This window comes from Micromonospora sp. NPDC048169, from assembly GCF_040652815.1.
Classification (GTDB): domain Bacteria; phylum Actinomycetota; class Actinomycetes; order Mycobacteriales; family Micromonosporaceae; genus Micromonospora.
This window is the reverse complement of sequence record NZ_JBEZMS010000001.1, coordinates 99359-118362: the sequence shown is the minus strand read 5'-3', so window position 1 is coordinate 118362 and position 19004 is coordinate 99359. Positions and strand designations below refer to the sequence as shown.

Here is a 19004-nt window from a genome sequence, read left to right as displayed (position 1 = left end):
GGCCGGACGCCGCCGGGGTGGCTCCTGCACACGGACGGGGGAAGGGTGAGCCGGTCGGCGCCGTACGGCTCCGCGGACTCCTACCGCGAGTTCCGCCACCCGATCGCCGCGCTGGTGCTCGCCGTCGTCACCGCCGGCGCGCTGGACGCCTTCGCGTTCCTGCGGTACGGCGCGTTCGTCGCCAACCAGTCCGGCAACGCCATCTTCCTCGGCATGGGACCGGCCGGCGCGCATCCCACCTGGCCGGTCTCGGTCGCGTCCATCGTCGCGTTCGCCACCACCGCCGGGCTGGTCAACCTGCTGCGCCGCCGTACGCGGCCGACCGCGGCACCACTCGTCGACATCGCGGTCACCGAAGCCGCAATGGCCGTCTGGACGGTGCTCAACCTGGCCCTCGCGTACGGCCGGCACGGGACGGCCGCACGGGTGCTGCTCGCCGCCGCCGGAGCGGTCGCCATGGGCAGCCTGACCACGCTGGCGACGCGTACCGCGGGCATCGCGACGCCGATCACCTACCAGTCGGACACCACGACGAAGACCGGTGAGCGGGCCGCCCGCTGGCTGTTCGGCCCCACCGCCGGCCGGGGACGGGCCCGGCGCGGCACCCTGCTCGGGCTGCTCGCCCTGGTCAGCTACAGCGCCGGCGGGGCGATCGGCACGCTGGCCCAGCACCGGCCCCGCTGGGTGCCGCTGTGGGGGCTGATCGCCCTGGCCGTGCTGATCCCGCTGCTCCGCCGGCACCCGCGGCCGGCGTCGCCGCCCGGCTGAGCGTCAGTCGGCCTGGGCGGCGATCTCCCGGGCCCGGTCCCGGGCCGCCTCCAGCGCCGCCAGCATGGCCGCGCGTACGCCGTGGTTCTCCAGCTCACGGATCGCGGAGATGGTGGTGCCGGCGGGCGAGGTGACCGCCTCACGCAGCTTCACCGGGTGCTCGCCGGAGTCGCGCAGCATCACCGCCGAGCCGATGGCGGTCTGCACGATCAACTCGTGCGCCACCTGGCGCGGCAGGCCGAGCAGGATGCCGGCGTCGATCATGGCCTCGACCAGCAGGTAGAAGTAGGCCGGGCCGGAGCCGGAGAGCGCGGTCACCGCGTCCTGCTGCGACTCGGGCACCCGCACCGTCGCCCCGAGCGGGGAGAACATCCCCTCCGCCAGCGCCAGGTGCTCGCCGCTGGCGTACGCGCCCGCCGAGATCGCGCTGATCGCCTGGTCGACGAGCGCCGGGGTGTTGGTCATGACCCGGACCACCGGGGTGCCCTCGGGCAGCCGGCGGTTGAAGAAGGCGGTCGGCAGGCCGGCACAGAGCGAGATGACCAGCTTGTCGGCCGGCACCTTCGGGCCGATCTCGTCCAGCAGCGCGGCGGCGTCCTGCGGCTTGACCGACACCGCCAGCACCTCGGCCTCGGCCACCGCGGTCAGGTTGTCCACCACCCGTACGCCGTAGCGCTCGGTCAGTTCCCGCGCCCGGGCCGGCCGCCGCGCGGTGGCGAGCAGCCGCTCCACCGGCCAGCCGGAGCGCAGCAACCCGGAGAGCATCAGCTCGCCGATCTTGCCCGCGCCGATCACCGCGACCGTATGCACCTGACCTGCCATCAGCCGTACCCCTTCCCGGGTCACGTGGGCGCGGCGTGGCGGGCCGGTCGACGGCCCGCCACGCCGCGCGCCGTCGATCAGCTACCGAAGAAGACCTCGGCCTCGGCGTACCGCTCCAGCGGCACGGTCTTCAGCTCGCGGGTGGCGTCGGCCAGCGGGACGCGGACGATGTCCGTGCTCTGCATCGCGACCATCTTGCCCCAGTCGCCCTCGTGCGCCGCGTCGATGGCCTGGAGGCCGAGCCGGGTCGCGAGCACCCGGTCGAACGCGGTCGGGGTGCCACCGCGCTGGATGTGGCCGAGCACCACGGTGCGGGCCTCCTTGCCGGTCTTGGCCTCCAGCTGCTCGGCGAGCCACTGGCCGATGCCGCCGAGACGGACGTGGCCGAACGCGTCCAGCTCCTGGTTGTGCAGCACCATCTGGCCGTCCAGCGGCTGGGCGCCCTCGGCGACCACGACGATCGGGGCGTACTGGTGCTGGAAACGCTTCTCGACGTAGCCGGCCACCTGCTCGACGTCGAACTGCCGCTCCGGCAGCAGGATCACGTTGGCGCCACCGGCGAGGCCGGCGTGCAGGGCGATCCAGCCGGCGTGCCGGCCCATGACCTCGACCACGAGCGTGCGGTGGTGGCTCTCCGCCGTGGTGTGCAGCCGGTCGATCGCCTCCATGGCGATGTTGACGGCGGTGTCGAAGCCGAACGTGTAGTCGGTCGCACCCAGGTCGTTGTCGATCGTCTTCGGCACGCCGATGACGTGGACGCCCAGCTCGTGCAGCTTGGTGGCGACGCCGAGGGTGTCCTCGCCGCCGATCGCGATCAGCGCGTCCACGCCCTGCGCGGCCAGGTTCTCCTTGATCCGCTCCACGCCGTTCTCAATCTTGAACGGGTTGGTGCGGGACGAGCCGAGGATGGTGCCGCCGCGGGGCAGGATGCCGCGCACCTCGGGGATGCCGAGCGGCTTGGTCAGGCCTTCGAGCGGGCCCTTCCAGCCGTCCCGGAAGCCCACGAACTCGTGACCATAGGTGGCGACGCCCTTGCGGACCACCGCCCGAATCACCGCGTTGAGACCTGGGCAGTCGCCGCCGCCGGTGAGCACGCCGATACGCATGATCTGCTCATCCTCCTGGAGCATCAGGTGAAGCCCGGATAAGCCCCAGGATATGTGTCAGATCAGACCATCGGCGCCGTTGCCGGCCCGGGGCGGGCCGTCACTGCGCACTGTAGTCGGCACAGGTGTACGCCGACACCGCACCCCGGGCCGTTCCGGACGGCGGACGGGCTACCCGTCAGTAGCTGACCTCGTGGTTCTCCCCCGACTTCGGCGGCTTGCCGGTCACCGCCGCCTTGGCGAAGCCGAGCAGGTTCACCACGGCGCTGCCGGGCGAGTCCCAGTACTCCGCCGACCCGGCGTGCACCTTGATCAACGTGATCCCGGGCGTGTCCAGCCCGTCCGGGAACCACGCCTTCAGCAACGGGTTCCACAGCTTCTTCGCCCGCTCGGCGTCCCACTCCTCCGTGGCGGTGCCGGCCACGGAGACCCAGGCGTGGTGCCGCTGGTCGGAGAAACCCACGTTCACCTGCGGGTTCACCCGGATCTGCCGCACCTTCGCCGAGTCGGCGTACGCGAAGAACCACAGGTCGCCGTCGAACTCCGCCTCCTGCAACCCCATCGGGCGGCTGACCAGACGCCCGTCCACGCCGGTGGTGGTGAGCAGGCAGATCCGGGCGTCCCGGATCAGTTCGGTGACCCGGCGACGGGCGTCCGCGGCGTTTGTCGGCTCCTTGCTCATGGGGCACTCCTGTCCTCGGATCGGCGTAGCTGCCGCTCCGGTGCCCTGGGCGGAACCGGTCAAACCTCCCGCGCGGTCATCGCCCGCCACCGCGCCAGGTTGTGCCGCGCGTCGACGAGCGCGTCGTGCCGGTCGGCCTCGGCGTCCGGCAGCCGGGGACGTCCCCGGTCGTCCCAGAGCTGACGCAGCTCCTTGGTGAAGCGGGGGATCTCCCGGGGCAGCGCCGGCATCGCGCCCCAGAGCTGGGCCAGCACGACGTGGTCGTACGCGGCGTACCAGGCCCACAGCTCCAGCTGCTCACCCGGCCGGTCCCGCACCGGCGCCAGCAGGAACTCGTGCAGGTCGTCACGGATGCGCTCGCGGGAGCGCCAGGCCCGGTCGGCCGGCGAGGGGAGCTTGTCCAGCACGTTGCGCCGCACCCAGGGCACCGCCCGGGAGTCGTCGAACTCGGTGGAGACCGCGTAGAACTCGCGGCCGTACTCGTCGACGACGCCGATCGACACCAGGTCGACGATGCGGCCGTCCTCGATGAATTCGCAGTCGTAGAAATAGCGGTAGACCATCGCACCCATCCTCGCCCATCGGTCGCGCGGACCGGTCGCCGGGGCGTCCGCCGAGGTCGGCGGCGTGCCGGCGGCGACCGGGCATGGTCACGGAAGTGTTTCCGGGGGTGTACAGCACGCGACGGGAGCGTCATGATCTGATGTGTACCGCCGTCGGGCGCCGAACCGGTTGAGCTGCTTCGTACCGGGACTGAGAGCTTCACCCGGTGTGCGAGTCGTGACTTCTGACCGGGGAGGGGTTGAGCCGTGGAGTCTCGCCTGCCGGAGCCGGGTGACGCGCTCACGGGTGTGGAGATGTTCGCCGGGCTTGAGCCGGAGGTGCGGCAGCGTGTCATCGCTGCGGCCGTACCGCGCACCTACCGCAAGGGCCAACTGCTCTTCGTCGAGAACGACCCCGGCGAGTCGTTGATCGTGCTGCGCCGCGGCGCGGTGGCGGTGTTCCGCACCGCCCCCACCGGTGAGCGCGCGGTGCTGTCGGTGATCCGACCGCCGGACGTGCTCGGCGAGGTGTCCCTGTTGGACGCCTCCACCCGCTCGGCGTCGGCCGAGGCGATCGAGGACTGTGCCGCGCTGGCGCTGTCCCGGCCCGCGTTCATGGAGCTCGTGCACTCCAACCCGCGCATCCTGGACGCGGTGATGCGCTCGCTGGGCCAGTTGATCCGCCGGCTCACCGAGCAGAACGCCGACCACGTCTTCCTCGACCTGCCCGGCCGGGTCGCGAAGACGCTGGTCCGGCTGGCCGGTGAGAGCCAGGCCCCGATGATCACGATCGAGCTGAACCAGAGCCAGCTCGCCGAGATGGCCGGCGGTTCCCGGCAGAGCGTCAACCAGGCCATCGGCTCGTTCGCCAGCCGGGGCTGGCTGCGTACCGAGGGACGCCGCATCGTGGTCACCGACGTGGCCGCGCTGCGCCGCCGGGCCGGCATGAACGACCGCTGACACGACGACGGCGGGGGCCGGCGGTCGTCCCGCCGGCCCCCGCCGCGTTCGTCGTACGCCCCGGTCAGTCGTCGTCGGTGTCGGCCGGGGGCGCGGTGGGCCCGGGGCCGATCTTCGACGGGTCGGTCTTCTTCGGCGGCGTGGTCGTGGTGGTCGTGGTCTCGGTCGATCCGCTACCGGCGGGCTGCTCCACCATGCCTTTTTCCTCCAGTTCGGCGAGCGTGACGGCGTCCACGTCGACAGTGTCGCCCACGGCCCACACCGTCCCCCGTGGATCGGTCCATGAGGTGGACAGCCGGACGTGCACGGCAAACTCCCTGTCGAAAGGACTTCCTGCTAGGGGAGACTAGACCCGGCCGAACAGCCGTGACGTCCCGCCGACCCGTCGGGTACCCGACTGCGCGGCCGCGCGGGACACTGGGGACCTCACGCGTACGGAGCCGGACATCGACCTCACCTGTGGACACTGCGCCCGGACCGCCGGGCCGGACGACCGCTTCTGCGGCGGGTGCGGGCGCCCGCTCGCGGCGGCCTGCCCGGGCTGTGGGCACGCCAACGACACCGGCGCCAACTTCTGCACCAACTGCGGGCAGCCGCTGCGCGACCACACCGTCGCGGTGCAGGAGGACCGCCGTCAGGTCAGCGTGCTCTTCATCGACATCGTCGACTTCACCACGTACGCCGAGCGGGCCGACCCGGAGCAGGCCCGCGGCCTGCAACAGGCCTACTTCTCCACCGTGCGCCGGCTGGTGCACCAGTACGGCGGCGTGGTGGAGAAGTACATCGGCGACGCCGTCATGGCGTTGTTCGGCGCGCCGGTGGCCACCGACAACGACGCGCTACGTTGCGTCCGCGCCGGGCTGGAGCTGCAACGCAGCCTGGCCAAGCAGCCGGCCGGACCGCATCCGCCACTCGGGTTCCGCGTCGGCATCGCCACCGGCGAGGCCCTGGTCGACCTGGCCGCGGCCCGCGACGGCGGCCAGGCGTTCGTCACCGGCGACGTGGTGAACACCGCCAGCCGGTTGCAGGGGCTGGCCCCGGTCGGCGGCGTGGTGGTCGACGAGAGCACCTGGGCGGCCACCCGGCGCGAGATGGAGTACGACGACCAGCCGCCGGTGACGTTGCGCGGCCGGTCCACGGTGAGCCGGATCTGGCTGGCCGTGCGGGCCCGGCCCCGGCGCGACGGGCAGACCGCCGAGCTGACCCCGATGGTCGACCGCGACCACGAGCGCGGCCTGCTGGTCAGCGCGTTGCACCGCACGCTGACCGAGCGCACCTCGCAGCTGCTCACCGTCTTCGGCCCGGCCGGGGTGGGCAAGAGCCGGCTGCTGCGCGAGCTGGCCCGGCACGCCGCCAGCCTGCCCGGCACGCACGTCACCTGGCTGACCGGCCAGTGCCCGCCGTTCGGCGAGAACGTCACCTACGCGGCGCTGGCCGACATCGTCCGGGGCTGGGCCGGGCTGACCGGCGTCGACGACCCGGCCACCGTCCGGGAACGGCTGCGCGAGCGGCTGGGCCGCCTCGCCGACCCGCACGCGGTACGGCTGGCCGAGGCGCTGGGCCCGCTCGTCGGCGTCTCCGGCGAACGGCTCACCTCGGCCGAGACCGAGGCGGCGTGGCGGCGTTTCCTGCTCACGCTGGCCACGACCGGCCCCACAGTGCTCGTCTTCGAGGACATGCACTGGGCCGACGAGGCGATGCTGTCCTTCGTCGAGCAGCTCGGCGCGGCGGCCCGCAACGTGCCGCTGCTCGTCGTCGCGACCGCCCGCCCGGAGCTGCGCGAGCGGCACCCCGCCTGGACCGGCACGATCAGCGGGGCGATGTCCATCTCGGTGCCGCCGATGCACGACGGGGACATCGACACGCTCTACTCGCTGCTGCTCGGCCAGGCCACGCTGCCGCAGGACGCACGGGCACCGCTGATCGAGTTCGCCGACGGCAACCCGCTCTACGCCCAGGAGTACGCGCGGATGCTGCTCGACGGCGGCCTGGCGGAGCGGACGGCCCCGCTCACGCTCGTCGACCCGTCCGGGGGCGCCGGGATGCCGCGTACCGTGCAGGCGGTCATCGCCAACCGGCTGGACCTGCTCGACCCGGCCGACCGCGCGGTGCTCCAGGCCGCCTCGGTGGTCGGCGTGCAGTTCTGGGCGGCGCCGGTGGCGCTGGCGCTCGGCCGCCCGGTGGAGTGGGTCGAGCGCGCGTTGCATCGCCTCCAGCGCCGTGACCTCGTCTACGAGCTGCCCGTCTCGACGATGCCCGACCAGGCGGAGTACCGGTTCCGGCACGTGCTGGTCCGGGACGTCTGCTATCAGCGGCTGCCCCGGGCCGAGCGGGTCGGCCGGCACCAGCGCACCGCCGACTGGCTGGAGCAGCTCGCCGACGGCCGGCAGCACGACCGGGCCGAGGTGCTGGCCAACCACAGATGGACGGCGCACGAGATCGCCCGCACCGTCGGGCTGGATCAGACCGCGCACGCCGGCGCGACCCGGTCCGCGCTGCACCGGGCCGCGCGCCGGGCGTACGAGCTGCACGCGCTGGAGACCGCGGCGACGCTGGTGGACCGCGCGCTGAGCGTGGAGTGCGGTCCGGACCCGGCACTGGAGCTGTTCCGGGCCGAGCTGGCGTTCTACCGGGACCGGGACGGCTTCCTCGACGGCGGCGGGACGGCGCTGCTCACCGACCTGGCCGGCCGGCTGGCCGACACCGGTGACCGGCAGGGCGCGGCGAAGGCGTGGCGGCTGCTGGCCACGGCGGCCTTCGCCCGGGCCGACCGCTCGGAGCTGATGCGCTGCCTGGACCGGGCCATCAGGCTGCACGCCACGCTGCCGGACAGCGAGGACAAGGTGGGCGTGCTGCTGGAGCTGGCCCGGGCGCACATGCTCGACGCGGAGACCGAGCCGGCGTGCATCGCCGCCCGCACCGCGGCCGAGCTGGCCGAGCGGCTGGGGATGCGGGAGGCCCGGGCGAACGCGCGCATCACGCTCGCCGTGGTCCGTTACCAGGCCGGCGCCGAGGAGGCGTACGCCGAGCTGGCCGAGGTGACCGAGGAGTGCCGGGTGGAGCGGCTGACCGGCCGTAGCCGCGCGGTGCAGAACCTGGCCTGGGTGCTGCAGGAGGAGGGCGACCTGGCCGGCTCGGCCCGGCTTGTCGACGAGCAGCGGTCACTGGACCTCGCCGGCGAGCACGCCCTGACGGTGAACTTCAGCGACCAGTGGGCCCGGTCGTACTACAGCGGGGACTGGACGGCGGCGCTGCGGATGGCCGAGGGGTCGACGCGGCGCCCGACCGACGAGTGGGACATGCACATCGTGGCCGTGTCCGGCTGGATCCGGGCGCTCAGCGACGACCCGGCCGGTCCGGGCACCGGCGAGGACCTGGTGGACCAGGCGCTCGTCGCGGCCCGGCGCAGCGGCTTCCAGCGGGTGCTGCGCTCCACGCTGGCGCACGCCGCGCTCTGCCGCGCGGTGCAGGGCCGCCGGGAGGAGGCGATGGCGCTGCTGACCGAGCTGGACGAGGACTGGCGGCAGACCCGGATGATCCCGTTCGCCGAGTGGGTGCCGGCGATCGGCCACGTCGCCGCGCTGCTCGGCGGCGACGCCGCGGTGCTGGTGCGCGACCTGCTGGCGAGGTCGCCGCGCACCACCCGCTGGGCGCGCTCGGCCGGGCGGTCGGCCGAGGCGGCCCTGGCCCGGGACGACGGCGACGCCGCGCGGGCGGGCCGGCTGCTCACCGCAGCGGCCGAGGGGTACGCGGAGATGACCGACGTGACCGACCAGATGATCGCGTCCGCGCTGGCTGTCGTGCCGCTGACCGAGGCGGATCCGCCGGCCGGCGCGGCGACGCTGGACCGGGTACGCGCGTTCGCCGGCCGGCACGCCGCAGCGGGCCTGCTGCGGATCGCCGGGGCGACCTGAGCCGGAGCGGCCTGCGGATCCGGCCGGGACCGGTGAGCGGGCCCTTGAGTCCCCTTACCGGGGAAGTATTCGGCTTTGGCGATGAATGTGACTTTTCGCTTGACGATCAGCGGAGTGAGGAGGGCATCCGAGGAAAAGAGGTGGCTGCTGGCCAGTACAGCACCGGCCTCCGTCCCGTGTCGGTGGCGGCGGACGGGTCGCCGCACGGCCCCGGAGCGCCGTCGGTGCCGGCGGGACACCGGGAAGAGAGCACGAACGACGAGCGGCACGCCACAACGCACTCCCGGAACCGGGTGCCGACGTGTCACGATTCAGGGCACGGGCAGGGATCGGCGAAGGGGGTGTCCGTTGTCAGGGGGCGGGCCCCGTCGGGGACGACGGGACAACGGGCTCGACGCGGCCGAGTACGCGGTCGCGGGCGACGTCGATCCACGCGTCGGCGAGCACCTGCTCGACGTGCTCGCCGCCGGTGGCATCGCGGCCTACCTCCAGCCCTCGGCCGACCTGAATCCGGTGACCCGCACCACCACCGTCCCGGCCCGCCCGGTCGACCGGCTCTACGTCGACAGGTCGCACCTGACCACCGCCCGCGACTACCTCACCCAGCTCGCCGACGAGGGCGGGGGTGACGCGCCGCGCGCCGACGAGCCGGACATCGAGGCCGAGTGGGCGAAGATCGTCGCCGGTTTCCACACCGCGCCGAGCGCCGGCAGCCACCCCTGGCCCGCCGCGGAGGACGTGGACGACCCGCCCGCGCCGGGCACCGTCGCCGGTGGCCGGGCCGAGGAGCCCGCCGGCCCGACCGCCACCGACGTACGCCGGCTGCCGTACGCGGCCGACGTCTCCGGCGTCTCGCTCAGCCGGGACCGGCACGACGAGCCCTCGCTGCTCGACGGCCTGGACACGTTCGGCGCGAACCTGCCCGACGAGGCGTCGGACGAGGAGCACTACACCCCGCCCCCGCCGCCCCCGCTGCCCCGCTTCTCCAAGTACGCGGTGCTCGGCGTGGCCTGCATCGTGCTCGGCTTCCTGCTGTTCCTCTCCCCCACCGTGGTGTCGCTGGTCGACCCGCAGGTGGTGACGCTGCTCGGCTTCACCGGCATCCTGGCCGGTTTCGTGATGCTGATCTGGCGGCTGCGTCCGGGCGACCGGGACGACCACGACCCGGACGACGGCGCGGTCGTCTGACCGCCGCGTCGCCGGGCGCTGCCCGGATGCCGGGACGCCGGGGGCCCTGGGCCGGGGCGTAACAAGCGTGTAACTTACAGTCAGTAGGAATAGGCTGAACGTCACGTCCCGCACCGGCTGTCCGGCTTGCGTCTCCTTCCGGGTCGCCGGTCCCCTGCTGAGCGGATTGCCCGAGATGCGACAGAGCCCCCTCGTGGTGGTGGCCAACCGCCTCCCCATCGACGACAGCGTGGCGCCCGACGGCGCCTTCGAGTGGCGCCGCAGCCCCGGCGGCCTGGTGAGTGCCCTGCACCCGCTGCTGCGGCACACGCCCGCGACCTGGGTGGGCTGGGCCGGCGGCACCGGCCCCGCACCCGAACTGCCGGACGTGGACGGCGTCCGGATGCACACGGTGCCGCTGAGCGCCGAGGACTTCCGCGACCACTACGAGGGCTTCGCCAACGCCACCCTCTGGCCGCTCTACCACGACGCCGTCGAACAGCCGGAGTACCACCGCCGCTGGTGGGAGGCGTACCAGCGGGTCAACCAGCGCTTCGCCGAGGCGGCGGCCCGGGTGGCCGAGCCGGGCGGTCTGGTCTGGGTGCAGGACTACCACCTCCAACTGGTGCCCGGCCTGCTCCGCGAGCTACGCCCCGACCTGCGGATCGGGTTCTTCCTGCACGTGCCGTTCCCGCCGCCGGAACTGTTCATGCAGTTGCCCCGCCGGGCCGAGTTGCTCCGCGGCATGCTCGGCGCCGACCTGGTCGGCTTCCAGCGGGCCCAGGCCGCGCACAACTTCGCCCAGCTCGCCACCAAGGTGCTCGGCCTGCCCGCCACCGACCGGCGGATCGGCGTGGACGGCCGGGTGGTGCGCGTGGGCGCCTTCCCGGTCGCCATCGACACCGCCGAGATGTCCGCGCTCGCGTCACGTCCCGAGGTCGCCGAGCGGGCCCGCCGGCTCCGGCAGGACCTCGGCCAGCCGGAGCAGGTGATCCTCAGCGTCGACCGGATGGACTACACGAAGGGCATCGAGCAGCGCCTCAAGGCGTACCGCGAGCTGCTCGCCAACGGCGACATCAAGGTCCGCGACACGGTGCTGGTCCAGGTGGCGGTGCCCAGCCGCGACCGGGTGGCGCAGTACCAGATCCTGCGCGACCGGGTGGAGCACCAGGTCGGCCGGATCAACGGCGAGTTCGGCCGGGTCGGCGAGCCAGCGATCCACTACCTCACCCAGCCGTTCGACCGTGCCGAGCTGGTGGCGCTCTACCGGGTCGCGGACGTGATGGCGGTGACGCCGCTGCGCGACGGCATGAACCTGGTCGCGAAGGAGTACGTGGCGGCCCGGGTCGACGGCACCGGCGCGCTGCTGCTGAGCGAGTTCGCCGGCGCCGCCGCCGAGCTGGAGCAGGCGTACCTGGTCAACCCGCACGACCTCGACGGCCTCAAGCAGGGGTTGCTGGCCGCGTTGCGCGCCGGTCCGGAGGACGTGACGGCCCGGATGCGCGCGATGCGCGAACACCTGGCCCACAACGACATCCACGCCTGGGCGGCGTCCTACCTCAGCGCGCTGGAGGAGAGCGGAACGCTCGTCGGCCGCCGCCCCGCCACCAGGTGACCGGCGCCCGGCGCTCACCCGCTGGTGGGCGCCGGGTCCTTCTCCAGCCAGTCCAGGATGGCGTCGATCGGCTCCCGCCAGCGGGCGTCGAGCATCAGGTCGTGGCCCATGCCGGGGAACAGCAGCGGCGCCGAGGCGTACCGCCGGGCCGCCTTGGTCAGCGCCGTCGCCGGCAGCACCCGGTCGTCCGGGCTGCCGAGCACCAGCACCGGTGGCCGGCCCACCGCGGGCTCCGGTGACCGGCCGGTCAGCAGCTGCCACTGCGCCCGCCGCCCGGCGCGGCCCAGCCGGGCCAGGTGCCGCCGCGCGTCGGCGTCCGGCAGCTCCGGGCTGAACAACTGCCGCCGGTTGAGCCGCAGCCCGCCGCCGAACACCGCCGGCACCGTGCCGACCGGGTTGCGCCGCAACGCCGTACCGAACGTCGCCCAGCCGCCGAGCACCGGCGCCACCAGCACCGCGGCCCGCGCCGGGTAGCGGGCCAGCGCGTGCGCCACGACCCGGGCGCCGGCGCCGTGCCCCACCAGCACCGCCTGCCGCGGCAGGCTCGCCGCCACCTGCGTCACATCATGGGTGTACGAGCGCAGCGTCGCCTCCGGCGCCGGCTCGCTGCCGCCGTGCCCGCGCAGGCTCAGCGCGTACGCCGGGAAGCCGCGACCGGCGGCATGCCCCAGCCAGTGCTCGGCGAACGCCCACGCGCCGTGCCCGAACCCGGGCACGAACAGCAGCGGCGGCTTCGCCTCCTCCCGGTCCGGTACGGCGGCGAGCACCTCGCGGCGGGCGGGCCGCTCCGGGCGGGCCCACTCCCACGACCGGACCACCCGCACCCGCTCGGTCGTCATTTGGAGCCCTCCAGCTCGTGCAGCGCCCGCTGGAGCGCGCGCAGGTAGTCGGCGTGCCCGACCTCGAACCAGTGCCGGGTGCTGTCCTTGACCTTCGCCGAGTACCGCTCACCGAGGCCGGCCCGGACCCTGCCGTCGAACGCGGCGGCCCGCTCCGGCCGGGTGGCGCGCAGCGTGAGCAGCCGGGCGAACAGCACGCTCTGCCAGTGCGAGATCGCGAAGATGCCGGAGTCCGGCTGCACCAGGCCGACCACGGCGAGCGTGGGATGACCGGCGGTGAACGCGTTGAGCCACAGCCGGGGCCGCCCGGAGCCGTCCTCGTCGCCGAGCACCCGGCCCTTGAGGAACTCGAAGCGCGGCAGGTAGCCGGTGGCGAAGACGACAAGCTCCGGGTCGATGCGCCGGCCGTCGGTCAGCTCCACCGCGCGGTCGTCGAACCGGGCCACGTCCGGCACCGGGGTGACCTCGCCGTGGCCGACGTAGTAGACGAGCTGGCTGTTGGCGATCGGGTGCGTCTCGTAGACCCGGTGGTCCGGCTTGGGCATGCCGAACCGGGTCAGGTCGCCGACGGTCAGCCGCAGCGTCCAGTGGTAGAGCCACTGCCGCACCCGCAGCGGCACCCGCAACGCCAGCAGCGTGTCGTTGACCTGGTCGGCGGGGCGGCCGAGGACGTACTTCGGGGCGTACCAGTAGCCACGTCTTGTGGAGTGCCAGCACTGCGACGCCTGCTGGGCGGCCTCCACCGCGATGTCGCAGCCGGTGTTGCCGGCGCCGACCACGAGCACCCGCTTGCCGCGCAACTGAGCCGGGTCCTTGTAGGACGAGGCGTGCATGACCTCGCCGCGGAACTCCTCAAGCCCTTCGTAGCGAGGCAGCTTCGGCGACCAGTTGTGGCCGTTGGCGAGCACCACGGCGGCGTACCGGGAGGTGCGCTCGGGGCCGTAGCCGCCGGTGCTGCGCGTGGTCACGTCCCAGCGGTCCCCCTCGACCGGCTCGACGCGGACCACCTCGGTGCCGAACCAGATGTGCTGGCGCAGGTCGAAGTGGTCGGCGTACCGCTCGAAATAGGACAGCAGCTGACTGTGGTGCGGGTAGTCCGGCCAGTCGTCGGGCATCGGGAAGTCGGGGAACTGGGTGAACGGCCGGGACGAGATCAGGTGCGTGCTGGCGTACACCGGACTGCGGTCGTGCCGCCAGTTCCAGGCGCCGCCGACACCCGTCTCCCGCTCGTAGCAGTCCACGCCGAAGCCGGCCTCGCGCAGGTTCTTGACGGCGGTCAGACCGCTGGCGCCGGCGCCGATGACGCAGACCGTTTCGCCCCGGTCGGAGACCGGGCGCTCGTCACGGCTCGGTGCGACCGTCCGGTCCGGATCGGGGCGGCCGGGGTCGGGGTCGGTGGAGGAGGACACCGCGAAATCCTGCCGAGAATGCCCGCCGTTGTCCAGCCACCGATTCGGCACCGCCCGCCCGCCCGGTGCCGTTGACAGAGCGTCACCGCAGAGCCGGTGACCGAGCGTGAGTGGACCGGCCGCGCCGAAGGCGTACACTCGTCGGCCCTTTGCTCTGCCGCCACTGACGCAGCACCGTCTTTAGCTGCGCGGATGTCTCGCGGCCGTCTGGCCGGACGCGACCCGCCGGTCACGGCGGGTAGCTGGTGCGTATGTGGCGGCAGAGCAAAGGCGGCGAAGCGGTACGCCTTCCGGCAGCCGATCACCTGACTGTGCGTAACGGCAGTCGCCCCGGCTGGGGCGCGCTCGGCGGTCCGCGCCGGTCAGGCGGTGGGCAGCAGCAGGTCGACCAGGACCGGGAAGTGGTCGCTGGCGCGGCGGGTCAGCGGTGTGTCCACCACGTCGTAATCCACGACGGTGATCCGGGGGTCGACGAACAGCGCGTCGATGCGGCGACGCGGGTCGGCGCAGGAGAACGTGTGCCGGTCGGCCCGGTCGGCGGCGAGCGCCGTGTCGGTCAGCCCTTCGGCGAGGGTCTGCCAGGCCGGGCCGTCCGGGCCCTCGTTGAGGTCCGCGCCGGCCACCACGGGCAGCGTGGACGCGGCCAGCTCCCGCTTGAACGCCGCCGCCTGGGCGGGCCGTTCGGCCGGGTCGGTGGACAGGTGCGAGCCGGCCAGCAGCACCTCGACGCCGCCGACGCGGCACTGCGCGTACGCGGCGCCGCGCATGTGCCGCCCGGGCGTCAGCGGGTACTGCTGGCACCTGGTGTCGGTGACCCGCACCCGCAGGCTGGTCAGCAGCACGTTGCCCAGCGACGGCAGGCCACCGGCGGCCACCACCATGCCGAACGACTCGGCCAACGCGGCGCACTTCTGCCGCCACCGGAACCGGCGCGGTCCCTCCTGGACGATCACCACGTCCGGCGCCGCCGTCCGGACCACCTCGGCCAGGGCGGCGGTGTCGTCGCGCTGGCTGTGGATGTTGTACGACACCACCCGCAGCGGCACACCCGCGTCAGTCATGTCAGATCCGCCGGGCCAGGTCGGCGGCGCCGATGACGCCTGCGGTGTTGCCCAGCTCGGCCGGGCGCACCTCGGCGACGGGCAGGCGGCTGCGCTGGGCCAGTGCGTCGGCGAACGACCGCCGGGTCGGGCCGAGCAGCAGGTCACCGGCGTCGATCACGCCGCCGCCCACCACCAGCACCTGCGGGTCGAGGATCTGCGCCATGTCGGCGAGGCTGGTGCCGAGCCAGCGGCCGACCTGGGCGAACGCCTCGGTGGAGACCGGGTCGCCGCCCTTGGCCGCGGCGGTCACCATCGGGCCGGTGATCGTCTCGGCCTCGCCTCCGGCCAGCTCCAGCAACGCGGTGGCCCGGTGCGGCTCCTGCCGGGCGGCGGCGCGTGCGAAGCGGACCAGGGCGCTGCCGCTGGCGTACTGCTCGATGCAGCCCAGCCGGCCGCAGCCGCACTGGTGGCCGTCCGGCACGGTGAGCATGTGGCCCAGTTCGGCGGCGATGCCGTTGGCGCCGCGGACCAGGTCACCGCCGAGCACGATGCCGCCGCCCACGCCGGTGCCGATGGTGAACATGACCATCGAGTCGTCGGCGTCGCGGGCCGCGCCGTAGCGGAACTCCGCCCAGGCGGCCACGTTCCCGTCGTTCTCCACGATCACCGGCAGGCCGGTGGCGTCGCCGACGTACGTGCGCAGCGGCTCGTCCCGCCAGGCCAGGTTCGGCGCGAACAGCACTGTGGAGCGGGAGGCGTCGATCCAGCCGGCGGCGCCGATGCCGACCGCCTCCACGGCGTGACCGGCGGCCAGCTCGGTGACCACCTCGATGATGACGTCGCGGGTCTTCGCCACGTCGTCGGCGGGGGTGTCCCGTCGCGTCTGCACGAGTACCGTGCCGGCGTCGTCCACGACACCGCCGGCCACCTTCGTGCCACCGACGTCGACTCCGATGGTCAGCGTCACCGCTGCCACTCCCCTCTGCTGTGCTGCCCGCGAACCGGCCGAACCGGCCGTACGGTCCCGGGATGTCCGGTGGTCAGGCCCCGTCGCCTGGTGCGTCCGCGCCCACCTCGCCGGACGCCCGCGAGGCGGGCACCACGGGACGGCCGGCCGGTGACCGGCTCGTGTCCGGCTCCGGCGGCCCGGCGGCGTCGGCACCCGAATCGGCCGCGCCCTCCCCCCGGGTGGCGGCGGACCACACGTCCTGCTCGGGTGCCGGCTGAGAATCATGCCCGGTACGGGTCGCCTCGCGCCACACGTGGTCCCCGGATCCGGCCGGAGCGGCAGGGCCGTCGTCGGCCGTTCGCTCCGGCTCGGCCGGGTTGAACGCGCGCAGCAGGCTGGCCACCCCGGCCGCCAGGTCCCCGGCGCCGGTGGCGAGCCGCTCGGTGAATTCCGGACTCGGGTCGCGCAACGCGGCGATACCGCGACAGACAGGACAGACACAGCATTCCGGGGAGCCGGTGGCGAAACCAGCACTGCCGGACGGCTCCGGGGCGGGACCGGCGCCGGGCGGGGTGTGACCGAGGACACCGGAGAGGATCCCACCGAGCGGACCCCAGGCGCCGGAGCCGGGTGCGGCGGCGGCCAGCTTCGCACCGGCGAGCAGGGTGGCGACGAGGCGCTCGGCCTCTTCCCGGGCCGAACCCGGATCAGTGGTGCCCATGGTTCGGCTCCTTCAGCGTGACTACCGGGACGACGATCGGTCAGTGCGCCGCACCGGGTGCTTCTACCCGGCGCTTGAGCTGCTTCAACGCCGCGTCCATGATCATTTTCTCGGCCTTGCGGCGGAACATGCCGAGCATCGCCACGGACAGCTCCACCTCGAGCGTGTACGTCACCGTGGTCGTCCCGTCCGGGTTGCCCACCAGATCGTACGAGCCGCGCTGGGAGCGCTGCATCTTCGACGGGGCGACCAGGTGCCACTCGATCCGGGAGATGTCCTCGGCGTACTCGTAGGCCAGCACGTACTCGTCGGCCATCACGCCCGCGTCGAGGGTGAACCGGACCTGGCTGGCGTAGCCGTCCTCGTACTCCTCGATCACCTCGGCCCGGCGTACCGCCTCGGCCCACTCGGGATAGCTCGGGAAGTCGCAGATGACGGCCGCCACCCGGTCCGGTGACGCGCCGACGATGATCGACTGGGTGGAGGAGTCCGCCATGGGGGGAGGCTACCCGGCCGCGTCCCGGCCGGTCCCGCTCCACCCGCCGGACGGCGTCCCACCAGCCGGGCGGGCAACCTCCCTGGCAGACCCCCCGGGGTGTGCGGGTAGGTTTCGACAGAGCCGACCAGGCCGGCCCCGCCGGTAGAGCACGAGGGAGTGCAGGTGCGCGAGTTCTCCGTCCCGCCGATCGTCACCGTCGGCGACGCGGCCAACCTGACCGACCCGGTCTGGGAAAACGCCGAGGTCGCCCCGGACACCGTGCAGTTCGTCCGCCCCGGCGCGGGGACGGCGGTGCGCGAGGAGGTGACCTGCCGCCAGTTCCGCGACGAGGTGGTGGCGCTGGCGCAGGGCCTGATCGCCGCGGGTGTCTCCCCCGGTGACCGGGTCGGCCTGATGAGCCGCACCCGCTACGAGTGGACGCTGTTCGACTACGCGATCTGGGCGGCCGGCGCGGTGACCGTGCCGATCTACGAGACGTCCAGCGCCGAGCAGGCCGCCTGGATCCTCGGCGACTCCGGCGCCGTCGCCGTGGTGGTGGAGAGCACCGCGCACGCCACCCTGGTCGCCGGTGTCCGGGACCGGCTGCCGGACCTGCGCGAGGTCTGGCAGATCGAGCTGGGCGCGGTCGACGAGCTGGTCGCCTCCGGCGCGTCGGTGGACCCGGCCGAGGTGGCGACCCGCCGCTCGCTGCTCAAGGCCGACGACGTCGCCACGATCATCTACACCAGCGGCACCACCGGCCGGCCCAAGGGCTGCGTGCTGACCCACCGCAACATCTACACCGACATCGCCAACGCGGTGCCGGTGCTGCCGAACCTGTTCCGGCAGGGCGCCTCGACGCTGCTGTTCCTGCCGCTCGCGCACGCCTTCGCCCGGCTCATCCAGGTCGGCGTGGTGCACGCCCGCGCCACCATGGCGCACTGCGCGGACACCAAGAACCTGGTCGCCGAGCTCCAGGACTTCAAGCCGACGTTCGTGCTCTCCGTACCCCGGGTCTTCGAGAAGGTCTACAACGGCGCGCGGCAGAAGGCCGAGGCCGAGGGAAAGGGCAAGATCTTCGACCGGGCGGAGAAGGTCGCCATCGCGTGGAGCGAGGCGCAGGAGCTGCCCGGCGGCCCCGGCCTGGGCCTGCGCGCGCAGCACGCCCTCTTCGACAAGCTGGTCTACCGCAAGCTGCGGGCGGCGATGGGCGGCCGGTGCCGCGACGCCATCTCCGGCGGCGCACCGCTCGGCGCGCGGCTCGGGCACTTCTTCCGCGGCGTCGGGGTGACCATCTGCGAGGGGTACGGGCTCACCGAGACCTCGCCGGCCGCCGCCGCCAACCTGCCCACCGGCACCCGGATCGGCACCGTCGGCCGGCCGCTGCCCGGCGTCACCATCCGGATCGACGACGACGGCGAGGTCCTGATCGCCGGCGACATCGTCTTCCAGGGCTACTGGCACAACGACGCGGCCACCGCCGAGGCGATCACCACCGACGGCTGGTTCCGCACCGGCGACCTCGGGCATCTCGACGACGACGGCTACCTGAGCATCACCGGCCGCAAGAAGGAGATCATTGTGACCGCCGGCGGCAAGAACGTCGCCCCGGCGGTGCTGGAGGACCAGGTACGGGCGCACCCGCTGATCAGCCAGTGCGTGGTGGTCGGCGACCGGCAGCCGTTCATCGCCGCCCTGGTCACCATCGACGAGGAGGCGCTGCCGAAGTGGCTGGCCGGGCATGGGCTCCCGGAGACCACCAGCATCGCCGAGCTGCGCGATGACGCGGCGCTTCGCGCCGAGGTGCAGTCCGCGATCGACCAGGCCAACCAGGCGGTCTCCAAGGCCGAGGCGATCAAGGTGTTCCGGATCCTGCCGCAGGACTTCACCGAGACCACCGGTGAGCTGACCCCGTCGTTGAAGGTCAAGCGTCAGGTCGTGCACAAGACGTACGCCTCGGAGATCGCCGAGATCTACCGGGGCTGACTA

17 protein-coding genes are annotated in these 19004 nt (G+C 73.4%); 6 read left to right on the top strand and 11 right to left on the bottom strand.

Translation table 11 applies throughout. The features are described from left to right. The first annotated feature begins 45 nt into the window (after positions 1-45). Positions 46-768, top strand: a complete 723-nt coding sequence (locus AB0D28_RS00520) for a YoaK family protein (protein ID WP_357380680.1) — start codon at positions 46-48, stop codon at positions 766-768. 3 nt (positions 769-771) lie between these two features. On the opposite strand, the gene proC is transcribed toward AB0D28_RS00520, so the two are convergent. The 4 genes from proC to AB0D28_RS00500 form a co-directional block, all read right to left on the bottom strand. After that, positions 772-1590 carry a pyrroline-5-carboxylate reductase gene (gene proC / locus AB0D28_RS00515; RefSeq protein WP_357380678.1) on the bottom strand — a complete coding sequence of 273 codons (819 nt, stop codon included), beginning with the start codon at positions 1588-1590 and terminating at the stop codon, positions 772-774. A gap of 77 nt (positions 1591-1667) precedes the next feature. Beyond that, the gene (locus AB0D28_RS00510) at positions 1668-2696 is read right to left on the bottom strand and encodes a 6-phosphofructokinase (RefSeq protein WP_030500172.1); all 1029 of its coding nucleotides are present in this window, start codon (positions 2694-2696) and stop codon (positions 1668-1670) included. A 178-nt stretch (positions 2697-2874) separates the two neighbouring features. Further along, positions 2875-3378 (bottom strand): pyridoxamine 5'-phosphate oxidase family protein, encoded by a 504-nt coding sequence (locus AB0D28_RS00505; protein ID WP_357380676.1) that lies wholly within the window; start codon positions 3376-3378, stop codon positions 2875-2877. 59 nt (positions 3379-3437) lie between these two features. After that, positions 3438-3941 carry a polyadenylate-specific 3'-exoribonuclease AS gene (locus tag AB0D28_RS00500; RefSeq protein WP_357380674.1) on the bottom strand — a complete coding sequence of 168 codons (504 nt, stop codon included), beginning with the start codon at positions 3939-3941 and terminating at the stop codon, positions 3438-3440. A 246-nt stretch (positions 3942-4187) separates the two neighbouring features. Here AB0D28_RS00500 and AB0D28_RS00495 point away from each other — a divergent pair, with 246 nt between their 5' ends. Continuing rightward, positions 4188-4880, top strand: coding sequence for a Crp/Fnr family transcriptional regulator (locus AB0D28_RS00495; protein WP_013287664.1), 693 nt, complete (start codon positions 4188-4190; stop codon positions 4878-4880). 64 nt (positions 4881-4944) lie between these two features. On the opposite strand, the gene AB0D28_RS00490 is transcribed toward AB0D28_RS00495, so the two are convergent. Continuing rightward, positions 4945-5133 carry a hypothetical protein gene (locus AB0D28_RS00490; RefSeq protein ID WP_357380671.1) on the bottom strand — a complete coding sequence of 63 codons (189 nt, stop codon included), beginning with the start codon at positions 5131-5133 and terminating at the stop codon, positions 4945-4947. A 193-nt stretch (positions 5134-5326) separates the two neighbouring features. Between AB0D28_RS00490 and AB0D28_RS00485 the strand changes: the two genes are divergently transcribed. The 3 genes from AB0D28_RS00485 to AB0D28_RS00475 all read left to right on the top strand — a co-directional run bounded on the left by AB0D28_RS00485 (position 5327) and on the right by AB0D28_RS00475 (position 11576). Then, positions 5327-8794 (top strand): adenylate/guanylate cyclase domain-containing protein, encoded by a 3468-nt coding sequence (locus AB0D28_RS00485; protein WP_357381160.1) that lies wholly within the window; start codon positions 5327-5329, stop codon positions 8792-8794. A gap of 348 nt (positions 8795-9142) precedes the next feature. Beyond that, positions 9143-9982: a DUF308 domain-containing protein gene (locus AB0D28_RS00480; RefSeq protein ID WP_357380669.1), complete on the top strand. Its 840-nt coding sequence runs from the start codon at positions 9143-9145 to the stop codon at positions 9980-9982. A gap of 175 nt (positions 9983-10157) precedes the next feature. Next, positions 10158-11576 (top strand): trehalose-6-phosphate synthase, encoded by a 1419-nt coding sequence (locus AB0D28_RS00475; protein ID WP_357380667.1) that lies wholly within the window; start codon positions 10158-10160, stop codon positions 11574-11576. A 14-nt stretch (positions 11577-11590) separates the two neighbouring features. Here AB0D28_RS00475 and AB0D28_RS00470 read toward each other — a convergent pair whose 3' ends face one another. The 6 genes from AB0D28_RS00470 to AB0D28_RS00445 all read right to left on the bottom strand — a co-directional run bounded on the left by AB0D28_RS00470 (position 11591) and on the right by AB0D28_RS00445 (position 17033). Further along, positions 11591-12415 (bottom strand): alpha/beta fold hydrolase, encoded by an 825-nt coding sequence (locus AB0D28_RS00470; RefSeq protein ID WP_357380665.1) that lies wholly within the window; start codon positions 12413-12415, stop codon positions 11591-11593. Then, positions 12412-13824: an NAD(P)-binding domain-containing protein gene (locus AB0D28_RS00465; RefSeq protein ID WP_357380663.1), complete on the bottom strand. Its 1413-nt coding sequence runs from the start codon at positions 13822-13824 to the stop codon at positions 12412-12414. Before AB0D28_RS00465 ends, AB0D28_RS00470 begins: the two co-directional genes overlap by 4 nt. Before the next feature lie 362 nt (positions 13825-14186). Further along, positions 14187-14885 (bottom strand): endonuclease/exonuclease/phosphatase family protein, encoded by a 699-nt coding sequence (locus AB0D28_RS00460; RefSeq protein WP_357380661.1) that lies wholly within the window; start codon positions 14883-14885, stop codon positions 14187-14189. A 1-nt stretch (position 14886) separates the two neighbouring features. Continuing rightward, a complete protein-coding gene (locus tag AB0D28_RS00455) occupies positions 14887-15834 on the bottom strand; it encodes an ROK family glucokinase (protein WP_357380658.1) in 948 nt (315 codons plus the stop codon). A gap of 73 nt (positions 15835-15907) precedes the next feature. Beyond that, positions 15908-16537, bottom strand: coding sequence for a hypothetical protein (locus tag AB0D28_RS00450; protein ID WP_357380656.1), 630 nt, complete (start codon positions 16535-16537; stop codon positions 15908-15910). A 40-nt stretch (positions 16538-16577) separates the two neighbouring features. After that, positions 16578-17033, bottom strand: a complete 456-nt coding sequence (locus tag AB0D28_RS00445) for an SRPBCC family protein (RefSeq protein WP_357380654.1) — start codon at positions 17031-17033, stop codon at positions 16578-16580. Between the two features lie 165 nt (positions 17034-17198). On the opposite strand from AB0D28_RS00445, the gene AB0D28_RS00440 reads away from it, so the two are divergent. Further along, positions 17199-19001, top strand: coding sequence for an AMP-dependent synthetase/ligase (locus AB0D28_RS00440; protein WP_357380652.1), 1803 nt, complete (start codon positions 17199-17201; stop codon positions 18999-19001). The last annotated feature ends 3 nt before the right edge of the window (positions 19002-19004 follow it).